Here is a 15,084-nt window from a genome sequence, read left to right as displayed (position 1 = left end):
CCATCGGATGTCTCGAATATCTGAGAACCATATAGCTACGCCCTGTATCTGCCCGGTGACGCGCCGCACTGTGGTCCACAGAAGACGGCGTGGCCGGTGGAGGCGCAGCAGCCCGGCGGTCGGCGTCAGTCCGGGGTCGCCCCGACGCGGAGGCGGGGTGACCCCTTCCACCAGGAAAGGAGGCTCACCCGTGCCTCGCCGTCGCCACCGAAACCACCTGCCGACCCGACCCACCTGGCGATGTCAGGCGTGCGGCATCGCCTGGCCCTGCTCGGCGGCGAAGCTCCGACTGCTCGGGGAGTACCGGAACGACCGGGTGGCGCTGACCGTCTACCTCGCGACGCTCCTGACCGAGGCCAGCGAGCAGCTCACAGAGGTGGACCCGGCGCGGCTCACCGACCGCTTCCTCTCCTGGGCCCGCGCCCGAGGGTGAGGGGCGGCGTCAGGGTCGCCAGATGACGATGCCCACGTCGCGCCGGCGCTCGGCGAAGAGGCCATCTCGCGCCGCCATCGTCAGGAGATCGCGCAGGTCCGCCTCGAACGCGGGCAGCCGATCGCCGAACAGGTGCGGCGCCGAACTGGACAGCGAGAACACCGCAGCCGTCACCTCGTCCACCGACCGTTCCACGATCATCCCCTGCTCGACGGTCAGTCGGGTGGGGCCGGAGAAACCCGCCGCGAGCATGATCTCCGCCTCGCCACTGGGCGTGCCGGCGGGTAGCGAGCCCTGACCGGCCCGACGGACCGGCCCCAGATAGCTTGCGACCAGCTCGTCGATCCGCGACCAGGGCGGCCGGGGACACGGCAGCGGGTCGTCGCCAGCCACGCCCTGGGTAGTGTTCGCGCTGACGTGGACCCAGGCCCCGTCGGGCGTGAGCATGTCGCGGACCCGCCGGGCCACCAGCGGTCGATCCATCCAGTGGTACGACTGGGCGAACGTGGCCACCCGGAACGTACCCAGGTTGGCCGGCAGATCCTCGGCGCGCAGGTGTCGCCACTCGACGCTGGTGATCCCGGCCTCGCTGGCCCGACGTTGCGCCTCGGCGAGCATGTCCCGGTCGGCGTCCACCCCCACCGCCGCCTCGAACAGGGGCGCCAGCAGCAGCGTCAACGACCCGGGGCCACAACCGACGTCCAGGAGGCGGCCGGTGCCGTCCAGGTCCAGCGCCGTACGGATGGCGTCGGCGAGTTCGGGCGGATAGGGCAGCCGGCCCACGCTGTAGTGGTGCGCGCTGCCCGCGTACAACGTCTCGTCCCACTCCCATGCGGTCTCCGCCATGGCGTCGATGAGACCACAGCAAGAACGCCCAGCCGACCAGTTATCCGTCTGCTGGGCGTTGCTGCTGCTCAGGGGAGCGCGACGCGGCCGGTGCGACCACGCTCGTGTCGTCGGCCGCAGTCCGCGCGTCGGGCACTGACGGGACCGCCGCCCCGGCATCACCAAAGTACGAGGCGCTCAGGGCGCGCTGGATCGATGGGGCGAGTGCTGGCTCGATCTCAACCGCCATCTCCTCAACCGGGAAAGGTGGACGCTCCGTCGTCAGGTGATAGCTCTCCAACTGGTTGATCTGCGCGAAGGCACGGTGGACCAGATTGACATAGCCGGCACGAACGTTGATCTGCCGACGGCTCGCTTGTGCGGCGGCGAGCTTCTCCATCGCCTCGGCCGTCGGAACGTAGGTGTAGACCGTGCACTGGTCCGGCTTCCCCGCCCAGGTCACCCACCTGGTGACCTCTCGGCGCTCGTAATTGCGCTCCCGCACGTCGAGTAGGGATAGGTCTTGGCGGGAGACCGGGAAGACCGAACCGTTGCATCCTGCTGAGGAACGGCTTTCCTCGATACCCAGCACCACCGTCACGCCGGTGTACTCACTGCCGTCGGCAAGCCGAAACGTTCGCTCCGGATGTGAGCCCTTGTCAGAGGCGACGTTCCACGATCGCCGCCACCCGGCCAAGATCGCATAATTGAACCTCGCCTGGTCAACCTCGTGACCCAGCGTGGACTCCACCGATTGGGGGCTGACCAGCGAGCCGTACCCGAAGACATAGATCTCGCCGTTGCCGTCGAAGTTGGGCCACCCGGGCCACGTCCTCGGGGGAGTCTCGTAATCGGTTCCGATCTCCTGGAAGTGCCCCAAGAGCAGATCCTCGCTCGCCTTGTACTCTCGGGCGCTGAAAAAGGGGTTCCCCGTGTCCAGCATGATGCCCGATACTAGCACCAGAAAAGACACGCGGCGTTTGTCTACGGCTTCGTCCCGGCGAGGCAAGCAGACCATCGTGCCGTCAATTGTCTCCTGCGCGGTCAGGCCCTCACCTAGGGCAGCGACGACGGTGAAGGGCACACCGCTTCGGGCGTACGGCCAGGACGCTTCGAGTTTATTGCTATTTGCATCTCGCGCGCCCAGGGGCAGCGCCAAGTTGCTGACCGTTTCCGGCGACCCGGTCGAGCGGACCCGAGCGATCACCTGGATGCTGACCCGTATGAGAGTGGAGGTGGTCCCGTTGTAGAAGCGGAAGCACAGTACCGACTGCCCGTTCGTCCGTGGCTCCAGCGAGACGACCTTCCGCCATTCAATGGGATCCTGCTGGAACAACTTGAACACGAAGGCGCTCAACAGGAAGATCGGAAGGAGAATGCCGAGAAGAGAAGCGAAACCGCCGAACAGATAGTAGGCCGGGGATTCTCCGTCCGCGAGGAGGATCTCTCCGGGGGAGAAGATCGTCGCGAGCGCCAGTCGGAAGGCAATGCCGTAGTGCATCCCCTTGGCACTGGCCGTCGTGAGTGTGAACGCCAGGAGCGATGCCGCGAACACGCAGGCCAGCGCGTAAACCGCGACGATGGTGGGCAGCCGGAGGCGACCAACGCGGACCCCGAGGGAAGTCCGGATCCGCGGATGGTTCCGGTGCCTCTTCAATCTCATGCGCCCGATCGTATCCGTCTATCTCAAACGCGACTGGGCTCGATTGAGCATTGGATCAGACATGTCCTGGGAGGGATTGTCCGCCTTTCCCGGCCGGACTCTTCGTCGTGTAAAGCACCGCGGTGCCGGCTCCTGTGCTCCTGGTCCTCGGCGTCTCCGGCCGTGCCGTGATGGGCATCATGGGCTGGTCCAACTCGGCGGTGGCAGTCCGATACCAGCACATGGCCGATCAGGTGCGTCGGGACATCGCGCAGCAGCTCGGCGGCCTGCTCTGGGGTGACCCGCCGCGTAGGACAGGGGAGGCCGGCCACGAGCGGCCCAACGGGCCGGAACATGGCAAGTGAGACGACAACTGAGACGAGAGCGACGGTGGAGACGATTCAGGGCCGGTCCCCGTGGGGGCCGGCCCTGTCGTTCTTCCTGCTCAAGCGAGCGGAGGATACGAGATTCGAACTCGTGAGGGTGTAAACCCAACACGCTTTCCAAGCGTGCGCCCTAGGCCTCTAGGCGAATCCTCCGCGAGCCAGGATACAGGCCCCCGTCGGTCGGGCCACCCCACCACCCCCTGAAGATCGACGGGCCGTCGGGTAGGGTTGGCGTCACCTCCCGTGCGGCGGTATCTCGTGAACCTCCCCAGGGCCGGAAGGCAGCAAGGATAAGCGAGCTCTGCCGGGTGCACGGGAGGCCTTTTTGTCTCCGGGGCCTTGATCCACTCCAGGTCGCCGATGTGGGGCTGTTCTGGGCCGTGGATACCGCCACGTCGCCGAGATGGAGTCGATCAAGCGCGGCAACCCGGGGTAACCCAAGCTGCCCGGCGGGGTGGGTGGTCACCCGCGGCCGACCGGCGCAGAATGGCTCGGTCGAGAGGAGGCGGGACGAGTGACGCTGGCGCTCTACCGCAAGTACCGGCCACGTACCTTCGCCGAGGTCATCGGGCAGGAGCACGTCACCGAGCCGTTGTCGCAGGCGTTGCGCAGCGGCCGGCTCAACCACGCCTACCTCTTCTCCGGCCCCCGTGGCTGCGGCAAGACGTCCAGCGCCCGGATCCTGGCCCGCTCGCTCAACTGCGAGCAGGGCCCCACCCCCGAGCCGTGCGGCAAGTGTGAGTCGTGCCGCTCGCTGGCCATCGACGGCGCCGGCTCCATCGACGTGATCGAGATCGACGCGGCCAGCCACGGTGGTGTCGACGACGCCCGGGAGCTGCGCGAGCGGGCGTTCTTCGCGCCAGCCAGCAGCCGCTTCAAGATCTACGTGATCGACGAGGCGCACATGGTCTCGACCCAGGGCTTCAACGCCCTGCTCAAGCTCGTCGAGGAGCCCCCGGAGTACGTCAAGTTCATCTTCGCCACCACCGAGCCGGAGAAGGTCCTCGGCACGATCCGGTCGCGGACCCACCACTACCCGTTCCGGCTGATCCCGCCGAAGGTCCTCCGCCCGTACCTGGAGCAGCTCACCCAGGCCGAGGGCGTCGCCGTCGAGCCGGCGGTCTTCCCGCTGGTGGTTCGCGCCGGTGGCGGCAGCGCCCGGGACAGCCTCTCCGTGCTCGACCAGCTCATCGCCGGCGCCGGCCCGGAGGGCGTCAGCTACGCCCGCGCCGCCGCGCTGCTCGGGGTCACCGACGCAGCGTTGATCGACGAGATGTGCGACGCGCTGGCCGCCGGTGACGGCGCCGCCGCGTACGCCACCGTCGACCGGGTCGCCGAGGCCGGGCACGACCCGCGCCGGTTCGCCTCCGACCTGCTGGAACGGCTGCGCGACCTGATCGTGATCCAGCAGGTGCCAGACGCCGCCGCGAAGGGCCTCATCGACGGCCCCGCCGACCAGATCGAGCGGATGGCCGCCCAGGCGTCCCAGCTCGGCCCGGCCACGCTCTCCCGCTGCGCCGACATCGTGCACGACGGCCTGGTGGAGATGCGCGGCACCACCGCGCCCCGCCTGCTGCTGGAGCTGATCTGCGCCCGGATGCTGCTGCCCGGCGTGGACGACTCCGCCGGCGGCCTCCTCCAGCGCCTCGAACGGATGGAACGCCGGCTCACCCTGGGCGGCACCGACGCGCCGTCGGCCGCCGCCGACTCCGCGTCAGCAGCCCAGCAAGGGGTACGCCCACAGCACGCCCCTCCGGTCCCGGCTGCCGCCACCCCGGCACCCGCCAACGCCCCGACCTCCGCACCGCCGTGGGACGTCGACCCGACCGCGTCCCCGGCCCCGGGCGCGCGCGCCGCAGACGCTGCGGGCTCGGGCGTTGTGGGTTCGGGTGCTGCGGGCTCGGCCGCTCGCGTTCCCGGCGTACCGGCCGCGCACGCGCCCTCGGGGGCGGACTCACCGATTCCGGCCTCGCCCGGTGCGTCGGCCGTCGCCGCGTCGACCTCCACTGACCCGACCGCCGCACCCGTCTCGCCGGCCCCGCGTCGCGTGGTGCCGCCGTCGGCCGTGCTGCCCGACCCGGCGACACCCGTGCCGCCTCGCCCCGGCGCGCCGGCCGCCGCACTGGACGCGGTGGCCGTTCGCCGGGCCTGGCCCGACGTGGTCGGCAAGGTCAACCGGACCAACAAGCGGATCGCCGCCCTCATGCGCGACGCGGTCGTGCGGGAACTCGACGGCGACATGCTGGTGCTGACGGTGAAGTCCACCGTGCTGGCCAAGATGATGGCCGACCACTCGGCGGTGCTCACCGACGCGCTCTACGAGGAGCTGGGCGGACGCTGGCAGATCCGCTGCGAGGTGGCCGGCGAGCGGGGCGGCGTGTCGCTGTCCGGCCCGCCGCGCTCCCAGCCGGCCGCGCCGCCCCGCCCGGCCGCTGCCGCGCAGGCACCGACCGCGCCGGTCCCGGCCGCTGCCGCACCGACCCCGGCCGCGCCGACCGCTGCCGTGCCGACCGCTGCCGCCCAGCCGTCTGCGCCGGCCTCGGCCGCTCCGACCTCTGCCGCGCAGCCGACCGCGCCGACCCCGACCGCGACCGCAGTTGCCGCGCCAGCCGCTGCCGCCGCGCCGCCTGCACCGGCGGATGTCCGACCTGCCCCCACGAACACAGCGCCCAACGTGTCTCCGGCCTCGACGAACATGGCCGCCGCGGCTGGCTCGACGAACACCCCGGCGGCTGCGGCAGCTGACGACGAGGACGACTGGCCGGAGGCTGCGCGCCCCGGTGGCAATGCTCCCGCCGCCGCCCAGGCGACGGATGACGACGACTGGCCGGAGGCCGCCCGGCCGGGCGGTACCGCCGTGGACGACCGCGACCCCGCCTCGGGCGGCGCCTCCGCACCCGTGTCGACCAGCGTGAACGGCGCCGATGCGGCCCACACCAGATCGAACGGCGCCGGCCCGGGGGCGAACGGTGGCGGCTCCGGCGGCTCCGGCGCGCTGACCGGTCAGCCGGACGCACGGGCGGCCAACCCCACGCCAGCGGCCCGGCAGCCGGCGGCAGCCGGCGGCGCACCGGTGAGCAGCGCCATCGCCGCCGCGCGAGCGGCGGCGGCGGGGCGCGGCGCGCGTACCGCATCGGCGGCCCGGCCCGTCGCGGACGCCGAATGGGCCGGCGAACCGCCTTACGACCCGGACTTCGACGGCCCGCAGCGCGGGAGGCGCCCGGGTGGCGCGGCACCGGCGGCGGTACCGACCTACGAGGGGTTCGACCCGGGCGATGAGCCGTTGGACGAGGTCATCGACGAGAAGACCGCCCGGGAGTCGAGCGAGGAGCAGGCGGTACGGCTGCTCCGGGAGACCTTCGGCGCCGAGAAGATCGACGAGGTCGACGCCCGCTGACACCCTGCCCCGTCGATCATGAGGTGGTGTGGCTCTCGGCCGACGCCGCGGCCTCCTGGGCGATGGGGTCGGGCGGGGTTTCGGCGAGCAGGGCGCCCAGGCAGCAGGCCCACACCGGAAGGGGCAGCACCGCTACGCGTTCCATGCCGCCCACTCCGATCCCGAAGCCCTGCTGGGCGAAGAACAGCACGGTCCCCGCCAGCGCGATCAACCCGGCGGCCAGGGTGAGCGGTCGCCATCGGCCGAGCACCGTGGTGTGCGGCGCGAAGCCGGCGAGGAGCAGCCCGACGTTGCCCAGTCCCATGATCAGGAACGCGCCGAGGACGTGCAGGTTCTCGTCGATGTCCGCCGGGTAGCGGGCCACCAGGGCGTACCCGCCGGCCGCCAGCAACAGCAGCGTCTGCGCGGAGCGCACCACCGCGCCGCGACCGAGTAACCGCCAGGTCAGCAGAAGCCCGGCGGCGAGTAGCACGGCGGTGGTGAGTATCGCGGCGTTCATCAACGGGTGCCAGGGGGAGCAGACGTACCGGGGCCGGGTGCTGTCCCAGACGCCGCAGTGGACGTTGCCGAGGTCGCTGATGTTGTGGCTGGCCCAACTGTAGGCCGGCTCGCGCCAGCGCAGGCCGGTGACCAGGCTGGCGACGAGGAAGACCGGCGCGGCGATCACCCAGCACAGTGCGCCGACCCGGCCCGCGGGGTTGAGGTTCATGCTGTCGAGCAGACCAGGGCGGTGGGTGCCGACGCACTACCCGCAGAGGGCCGGTTCGGGGTGGTGCCAGCCATACCTCGCAGGTCGTTCGGGCGGGGTCGGTCCCAGCGGTTAGGCTGGTCGGCGGCCGAGCAGACGAGTGCGAGAAGGAGCCATCAGTGCGCCCAGGTGGACAGCCGAACATGCAGCAGATGCTGAAGCAGGCGCAGAAGATGCAGCAGCAGATCGCCGCCGCCCAGGCCGAGCTGGCCGAGGCCGAGCTGACCGGCACGGCCGGCGGAGGTCTGGTCACCGCGACCGTCTCCGGCTCCGGTGACCTGAAGGCCATCAAGATCGACCCGAAGGCCGTCGACCCGGACGACGTGGAGACGCTTGAGGACCTGGTGGTCGCGGCCGTGCACAACGCCGCCGAGGCCGCGCGCGAGTTGACCGAGCGCAAGATGGGTCCGGTCGCCGGCGGCATGGGCGGCCTCGGCCTGCCCGGTTTCTGAGCCGGCAGATGTACGAAGGCGCCATCCAGGATCTGATCGACGAGCTGGGACGACTGCCGGGCGTGGGCCCGAAGAGTGCCCAGCGGATCGCGTTCCACGTTCTGTCGGCCGACCCGGCCGACGTCAACCGGCTGGCCGGCGCGCTGCGCAAGGTCAAGGAGCTGGTGCGCTTCTGCACGACCTGTTACAACGTGGCCGAGTCCGAGCAGTGCCGGATCTGCCGCGATCAGCGCCGCACCGACGAGGTGCTGTGCGTGGTGGAGGAGCCCAAGGACGTGGTGGCCATCGAGCGGACCGGTGAGTTCCGCGGTCGCTACCACGTGCTCGGCGGCGCGATCAATCCGCTGGAGGGGATCGGCCCGGACAACCTGCGCATCCGGGAGCTGATGACCCGGTTGAGCGGCGGGGCGGTCCGGGAGCTGATCCTGGCCACCGACCCGAACACGGAGGGCGAGGCGACCGCCACCTATCTGGCGCTGATGGTGAAGCCGATGGGGATCGCGGTGACCCGGCTGGCCAGCGGCCTACCGGTCGGCGGCGACCTCGAGTACGCCGACGAGATCACCCTCGGTCGCGCCTTCGAGGGCCGCCGGGCCGTCTGACCCTTCGACGACGATGAATAAACGGTGAGCCGGTGATGACAGTCAGGTGATCGCCGTCGTGACGATGGTGGCTCTTCTCTCCGCATCTCGCGACGGAGGTCACCGTGCGCCGGTTCCTGGCCCCCCTACTCGGACTCGCGGTGTTGACACCGCTGGTCCCGCCCTCACAAGCGGCCTCGGCCGCACCCCCCGACCCCGGCAGGAAGACCGCCGTCGGCCGGCCGGCGACACCGACCCGGCCAGCCGACCCGGACCGGATCCTCGACCCCGACCGGCGGCTCGGAGCCACCTGGCAGCGGTCCGCCGACCGGGTGGTCACCACGTCGTCCGACGAGACCGGTCTGCACGTACTGGTGGCGGACGCCAGGGAGGCGTACCGCTGGCGGACGGCCGCCACGCTCGGTGAGCCCGGCCTGCCGACGGACCAGTGGATCGGGCAGGTCTGCCTGACCGGCTCGGGTCGACGGGCGGTGGCGGTCTACGCCCCGCGCGAGTTCACCAACCGCGAGAACCTGCTCAACGCGGGCGCCTTCGCGGCGGTCGTCGACCTGGACACCGGCGCGGTCTCCAAGCTGCCCGAGCGCTACTCGCTGGCCTATCACAACCCCGGCTGCGGGGCGGGCGAGAGCGCGGTGCTGTCCCGCCTGGAGCTGCCCGCGTCGTCGCGGGCCGGCACGGCGGCACGGTCCACGCTGGCCACCGTGGACACCCGGAAGCCGTCTACCGCCCGGAAGGTGGTGGCCTCCGGTCAGCTCACCTCGGCGATCCCCGTCGGCGACGGGATCGTCGCGGCCAAGGGTCACGCCCTACTCACCCTCGATCGTGAAGGAGCGGTCCGGTCGACGCTGCGGACGTCGGGTTCGCCGTTCCGGCTGATGGCCGACGGTCCCCGGGACGTCGCCCTCCAGGTGGCCAGGGGAAACGAGGTCGACCTCACGCGCCTGGCCGGTGGTCGACTACAGCCGGTTGCGACCGTGCCGACGGGCACCGTCAAGCTGCGCGCCGGTGGTGACGGCCGCGTCTTCGCCGTGGGCGGCCGGGCCGCCGGCCGGCTTGCCGGCAAACGCCTGCCGAACGGTTGGGGCACGATCGACGCGCCGCCCGACAGCGACGTCTCCCGCACCGGCGACCTCGTGTTGACCAGGGCCGTCACGGGCCGGGAGGCCGCCGGTGCGCTGGGCGGCGCGCCGGGCGACGGGCGGACGGACCGGGTCGACATCAAGGCCCGGCTGCGGACCGGGGGCGATGTCGCCTTCACGGTGGTGCCGAACAGCGGCGTCGGGCAGGCGGCCCCGGCGGCGGGAGGCGGGGCCGCGAAGGGCAACGCGACCACCTTCGCCGACCCGAGCCCGGAGACCGTGGCGTACGACCTCGACGGCTCCTGCGCGGTACGCCGCAACGATCCGGCGATCCAGGTCTACCAACCGACCCGTGAGCAGGTGGAGTGGGCCGCCGACCTGGCGGTACGCGGACAGTTGACCTTCCAGCGCGCGGCCAACTGGGCGAACAACGGCCTGCCCGCGTACTCGCCGCAGACGATGTTCCCGTCGATGGCGCTCACGGGTGGTGGCGACGTGCCGGCGCAGGTGTTTCTTGGCATCCTCGCGCAGGAGTCGAACCTGTGGCAGGCGAGTTACCACGTCGTGGACGGGCTGGCCGGCAATCCACTGACCAGCCTCGGCTACTACGGGCTGGATCTGGCGAGCCCGGATTACACCAAGATCGACTGGACGAAGACCGACTGCGGCTATGGCGTCGGACAGGTCACGTCCGGGATGAAGAAGAGCGACACCGACCAGTGGATCGCGGGCGTGCAGTGGGACTCGACGAAGCAGAAGGCGGTGGCGCTGGACTACGCGGTCAACGTGGCGGCCGGCCTGCGCATCCTGCAGGACAAGTGGAACCAGACCCGGAACGCCGGGCTGGTGGCCAACAACGGCGACCCGAGGTACATCGAGAACTGGTGGTTCGCCATCTGGGCGTACAACACCGGTTTCTACAGCCAGATCCCGCAGGCCCCCACGCTGCCCTGGGGGGTGGGCTGGGCCAACAACCCGTCCAACCCCAACTACCCGGCGGACCGCAAGATGTTCCTGACCCAGCCGCTGGACGTGCCCACCGCCAACCCGCCGGTGGACGACCAGGTCGGCTACGACAACGCCAAGCACCCGAACCACTGGTCGTATCCGGAGCGGGTGATCGGCTTCGCCTACACCTCGCTGCGCCGCTACAACTACGAGACGGGCAACTACAGCGCGACGTACGCCACCGCGCAGGAACGCAACAAGCTTGTCGCCCAGCCGGAACGGTTCACCTTCTGCGTACCGGCCCAGAACGCCTGTGACCCGAACTTCTCCGGGGTGCCGGGCGACTACCCTGACGATCCTCCGGGGCCGTGCACCCGGGACGATCTGAAGTGCTGGTGGCACTCGCCGGTCACCTGGACGGACTGCTCGGTCAACTGCGGTCTGGAGAACCGGCGGTACACCAGCATCGAGCCCCGCCCGTACGGGTCCAGCATCTACGACTCGCAGTGCAGCCGGAACGGGCTGCCGAGCAACGCGCTGATCATCGACGACATCGACAGCGCCACCCCACTCGGCCCGCAGGGCTGCCAGCGCGACTACACGCCGGCGGGGAAGTTCTCGTTCAACTATCCGTCCCGGGTCGGGCCGAACAACGTGACCATCTATCCCGGGAAGGTGGACACCCACCAGATCGGCGGTGGGTTCGGCGGTCACTTCTGGTGGGCGCACACCCAGCGGTCCGACACGGCGCCGGAGAAGGTCACTGGACGCTGGACACCCACCAACCGCCTGAACGGCTGGGCCAAGGTGATGGTGCACATCCCCGACCACGGCGCGCACACCCAGCAGGCGAAGTACGTGATCAACACCGGGTCGGGGCAGAAGACCCGGTACATCCCGACCCGGACCGAGGCGCACCGCTGGGTGACCCTCGGGACGTACCAGTTCTCCAACTCGGGCGCCCAGTCGGTGGAACTGAACAACATCACCGAGGACGGTAACGGCACCGAGGACGTCGCCTGGGACGCTCTCGCGTTCGTCCCTCTGAGCGCCAAGCCGCGACACTTCGTGGTGGCCATGGGTGACTCGTACGGCTCCGGCGAGGGCGTCGGCAGCTACTACTACGAGACGGACAACAACTACGGCAACCGGGCATGGAACGGCTGCCGCCGCAGCACGAAGTCGTGGCCGCTGTTGACCCGCCTCCCCGGCTCGTCGAGTTCGATATCCAGCCGGCTGTCGAGCCACGACCAGGGTCTGGACTTCCAGAACGTCACCTGCTCCGGAGCGACGGCACAGCAGATGAGGGACACGAGCACCCCCTACTACTGGCAGAGCCCGCCCAGCGGGATCGGCGCCTACGGGCTAGCCGCCGAGGGGCAGTTCCGGGAGATGTCCCAGATCGAGTCCGGCGTACTGGACGGCAACACGACACTGGTGCTGTTGTCGGCGGGCGGCAACGACGCCAACTTCCCCGGCACGATGACCACGTGCGCGTTGCAGGCCTGTGACACCGCCAGCTACGAAGCGACAGTCCAGCAGCGGATCGACAGCGCACAGAGCCAGGTGCGCCAGCTCGTCAACGCGGTGGCCGCGAAGGCGCCGAACGCCACGGTGATGGTGGTCGGCTATCCCCGCATCTTCGCCAGTTACTACCAGGACTCGTGTGTCTTCGGCCGGTACTCGGCGGGCGAGATGGCGATGGTCAACAGGCTGGCGCTCTACATGCGGGACGCGGAGCGGACCATGGCCGACGGCGCGCGCGCGGCGGGGCTGAAGGTGCAGTTCACCGACATGGTCGACGGCATGCTCGACCACGGGACGTGCCGTAAGTACGACGCCACCCACGACATCCTCGTACCGGACGACATCAACGGGGTGGTCGCCGGCCCGGAGGGTGAGGGCGACTTCCGGATGGTGGACAACGACGACTACGCGACCTGCGTCGGCTGGATCACCGCGGGTCTCAACGTCTGCATCAGCCGGGCCTCGTTCCATCCGAAGGACACCGGCGCGGTGACGTACTCCAATGCCGTGACGTCACGATTGTCGGCGGTGGGATACAACTGAGTGGATCCGGTGGGTCCGCGCGTCGAACTCGCGGACCCACCGGCGTACCTCTGGAGGTGGCGTGTGGCGACGCGGCAACCGGAAAGGCGGTCCTGGACCCCGGCGGTGCTGGTGGCCGTGCTGACGCTGGCCTTCGCCGGCGTCCTCGTGGCGATCGAGGTGGGGAGCCGGCGAACCGCCGCGGACACCCGTGCCCAGGAAGCCGAGGCCGAAGCCGCGGTGACCCGGAACGCCCAGGCGTACGGCGCGGCGGTGGTCGCCACCGGCGACCCGACGCCGACCGACGAACGGTTGGCGGCGGTCGCGGAGGGCACCCAGGTCGAGGTGCGGGAGGTCCGCCGGGCGCCTGACCTGGTGGTGACCGTGTACGGTTCCGCCCCTTTCGGTGTGGTGTTCGGAGTGAGTCACGTGAACGCCTGCCACCGCGTGACCTTCCACGACCTGGGCACGGCCACGGCGGGTTCGGCCGTCGAGCGGCTGGCCGACTGCCCACCACCTGTGGCCTGGCCGTCGCCCTCCTGACGCGTCCCGAGATCGTCGGCAACGGGCGTCGACGGCTGGGTTCGTGGCGTCGGGTTCATGTGTCGCTCTATGTATTCGCCGCGCCGTCGACTGTCAGACGTCCGCGCAAGGTGTCGGCTTGGTAGCGATTGCCTGACGGCCGTTCCGCTTCCGGTGTTACATGTCATAGCCTCCCGCACACGGACCGAGCCACAGCTCGGCGTGGTCATGCGCATGACAGAGGTGAGAGATGCAGGCGAGAAGGCTTAAATCGGCCATGGCCATCGCGGCCGTTGCCGCTCTGGCGGTCGGCGCGGCCGGCTGCGCGAAGAGCGAGCGCGACGGTGGCAGTGGCGAGGCCAAGACTGGCGGCACCTTCATCTTCGCGGGTGCCGGTGACCCGAAGAACTTCGATCCGATCTTCAACGATGACGGTGAGTCGTTCCGGCCGGTCCGGCAGATGTTCGACACCCTGGTGAGCCACAAGCCGGGCACCGCGGAGCTGCAGGGCGGCCTGGCCGAGAGCTGGGAGCACGACCCAGACGGCAAGGTCTGGACGTTCAAGCTCCGCCAGGGCGTGAAGTTCCACGACGGCACCCCGTTCGACGCCGCGGCGGTCTGCTTCAACTTCGACCGTTGGTACAACATGAAGGGCGCTGCCGCCCAGTCCCAGATGATCTACTACATGGACGTCTTCGGGGGCTTCGCCAACAACGAGAGCCCGGACGCCGGCAAGGCGATCTACAACAAGTGTGAGGCGAAGGACGGCGGCACCGCAGTCGTCACCCTCAACCAGTACAAGGGGGCGTTCCCCGGCGCGTTCGCGCTGACCTCGCTCTCGATCGCCAGCCCCGAGGCGCTGAAGAAGTACGACGCCAACACGGTGAAGCAGAACGGCGACTCGTTCGAGTACAGCGCGTTCGCCACCACCAACCCGGTCGGCACCGGCCCGTTCACCTTCGGTGGCTGGGACAAGGCCAAGAACGAGATCACCCTGAACCGCAACGCGGACTACTGGGGTGACAAGGCCAAGGTCGACAAGATGATCATCAAGATCATCAAGGACGAGAGCACCCGCAAGCAGGAGCTCCGCGCCGGCACCGTCCAGGGCATCGACTTCCCGGCCCCGGCCGACCGCAAGGCGCTGGAGGGCGAGGGCTTCCAGGTCATCAACCGCCCGGCGTTCAACATCCTCTACCTGGGCCTCAACCAGAAGAACCCGAAGCTCAAGGACCTGCGGGTGCGCCAGGCGATCGCCTACGCGCTCAACCGCCAGCAGCTGGTGCAGACCAAGGGCCCGGGTGGCGCCAAGGTCGCCGACGAGTTCATGCCGGACACCGTGCTCGGCTACGCCCCGGACGTGCAGAAGTACGAGTACAACCCGGACAAGGCCAAGCAGCTGCTCAAGGAGGCCGGCGCCGAGGGTCTGACGCTGAACTTCTACTACCCGCCGGACGTCTCCCGGCCGTACATGCCGAACCCGCAGGAGATCTTCACCGTCCTCGCCAACGACCTCCAGGCCGTGGGCATCAAGGTCAACGGTGTGCCTCGCCCGTGGAACGGTGGCTTCAAGGACGACGTGCAGCAGTTCGGCAAGCAGGACCTGCACATCCTCGGCTGGACCGGTGACTACAACGACCCGGGCAACTTCGTCGGCACGTTCTTCGGCCGCGGCAAGGTCGAGTTCGGTGACCAGGGGATGACCGAGATGTTCGACGCCATCACCAAGGCCGACGGCACCGTCGACGACGCTGGCAAGAAGGCGGCCTGGGAGCAGGTCAACCGGGACATCGCGGCCAAGTGGCTGCCGGCCGTGCCGCTCTGGCACGCGCCGCCGGCGATCGTCGTCACCAAGGATGTCAAGGGTCTGGTGGCCAGCCCGTTGACCGACGAGCGATTCAACACGGTAAGCGTCGGCAAGTGACGTCCGTCGGCTGACGCCGTAGGCGTGATCGGCCCGGGTCCGGGGTTCCTCCCGGCCCGGGCCGATCCGCGATTCAT

Annotated in this window: 11 protein-coding genes, 1 tRNA gene and 1 other RNA gene; 9 read left to right on the top strand and 4 right to left on the bottom strand. The window is 69.9% G+C overall.

All coding sequences use genetic code 11. The features are described 5' to 3' along the window. Positions 1–190 precede the first annotated feature (190 nt). The gene (locus tag ACGGAQ_RS24055; RefSeq protein WP_393052630.1) at positions 191–433 is read left to right on the top strand and encodes a flavin reductase; all 243 of its coding nucleotides are present in this window, start codon (positions 191–193) and stop codon (positions 431–433) included. Between the two features lie 9 nt (positions 434–442). On the opposite strand, the gene ACGGAQ_RS24050 is transcribed toward ACGGAQ_RS24055, so the two are convergent. Both ACGGAQ_RS24050 and ACGGAQ_RS24045 read right to left on the bottom strand, forming a co-directional pair. Next, entirely contained in the window at positions 443–1,279 is an 837-nt protein-coding gene (locus ACGGAQ_RS24050) for a class I SAM-dependent methyltransferase (RefSeq protein ID WP_393052628.1), read from the bottom strand. A gap of 40 nt (positions 1,280–1,319) precedes the next feature. Further along, positions 1,320–2,921, bottom strand: a complete 1,602-nt coding sequence (locus ACGGAQ_RS24045) for a gamma-glutamylcyclotransferase family protein (RefSeq protein ID WP_393052626.1) — start codon at positions 2,919–2,921, stop codon at positions 1,320–1,322. A 122-nt stretch (positions 2,922–3,043) separates the two neighbouring features. Between ACGGAQ_RS24045 and ACGGAQ_RS24040 the strand changes: the two genes are divergently transcribed. After that, a complete protein-coding gene (locus ACGGAQ_RS24040; protein ID WP_393052625.1) occupies positions 3,044–3,265 on the top strand; it encodes a hypothetical protein in 222 nt (73 codons plus the stop codon). Positions 3,266–3,354: 89 nt separating this feature from the next. Here ACGGAQ_RS24040 and ACGGAQ_RS24035 read toward each other — a convergent pair. Then, a tRNA-Ser gene (locus tag ACGGAQ_RS24035) sits at positions 3,355–3,439 on the bottom strand. 82 nt (positions 3,440–3,521) lie between these two features. Here ACGGAQ_RS24035 and ffs point away from each other — a divergent pair. After that, positions 3,522–3,611, top strand: an RNA gene (gene ffs / locus ACGGAQ_RS24030) — signal recognition particle sRNA small type. Positions 3,612–3,800: 189 nt separating this feature from the next. Beyond that, entirely contained in the window at positions 3,801–6,683 is a 2,883-nt protein-coding gene (locus tag ACGGAQ_RS24025) for a DNA polymerase III subunit gamma and tau (protein ID WP_393052624.1), read from the top strand. A gap of 16 nt (positions 6,684–6,699) precedes the next feature. Here the strand turns inward: ACGGAQ_RS24025 and ACGGAQ_RS24020 are convergent, their stop codons facing one another. Next, positions 6,700–7,392, bottom strand: coding sequence for a DUF998 domain-containing protein (locus ACGGAQ_RS24020; RefSeq protein WP_393052622.1), 693 nt, complete (start codon positions 7,390–7,392; stop codon positions 6,700–6,702). 182 nt (positions 7,393–7,574) lie between these two features. On the opposite strand from ACGGAQ_RS24020, the gene ACGGAQ_RS24015 reads away from it, so the two are divergent. The 5 genes from ACGGAQ_RS24015 (at position 7,575) to ACGGAQ_RS23995 (ending at position 15,007) form a co-directional block, all read left to right on the top strand. After that, on the top strand, positions 7,575–7,883 hold the full coding sequence (locus ACGGAQ_RS24015) for a YbaB/EbfC family nucleoid-associated protein (protein WP_220090758.1): 309 nt from the start codon (positions 7,575–7,577) through the stop codon (positions 7,881–7,883). 8 nt (positions 7,884–7,891) lie between these two features. Further along, on the top strand, positions 7,892–8,485 hold the full coding sequence (gene recR / locus ACGGAQ_RS24010) for a recombination mediator RecR (protein ID WP_234583245.1): 594 nt from the start codon (positions 7,892–7,894) through the stop codon (positions 8,483–8,485). A gap of 104 nt (positions 8,486–8,589) precedes the next feature. Further along, positions 8,590–12,582, top strand: a complete 3,993-nt coding sequence (locus tag ACGGAQ_RS24005; RefSeq protein ID WP_393052619.1) for an SGNH/GDSL hydrolase family protein — start codon at positions 8,590–8,592, stop codon at positions 12,580–12,582. Positions 12,583–12,645: 63 nt separating this feature from the next. Next, positions 12,646–13,104 carry a hypothetical protein gene (locus tag ACGGAQ_RS24000; protein WP_393052617.1) on the top strand — a complete coding sequence of 153 codons (459 nt, stop codon included), beginning with the start codon at positions 12,646–12,648 and terminating at the stop codon, positions 13,102–13,104. 229 nt (positions 13,105–13,333) lie between these two features. Continuing rightward, positions 13,334–15,007: an ABC transporter substrate-binding protein gene (locus ACGGAQ_RS23995; protein WP_393052615.1), complete on the top strand. Its 1,674-nt coding sequence runs from the start codon at positions 13,334–13,336 to the stop codon at positions 15,005–15,007. Positions 15,008–15,084 lie beyond the last annotated feature (77 nt).

The sequence above is a fragment of the Micromonospora sp. NPDC047557 genome, from assembly GCF_043205095.1.
Taxonomy (GTDB): Bacteria; Actinomycetota; Actinomycetes; order Mycobacteriales; family Micromonosporaceae; genus Micromonospora.
This window is presented reverse-complemented; position numbering and strand designations above follow the sequence as displayed.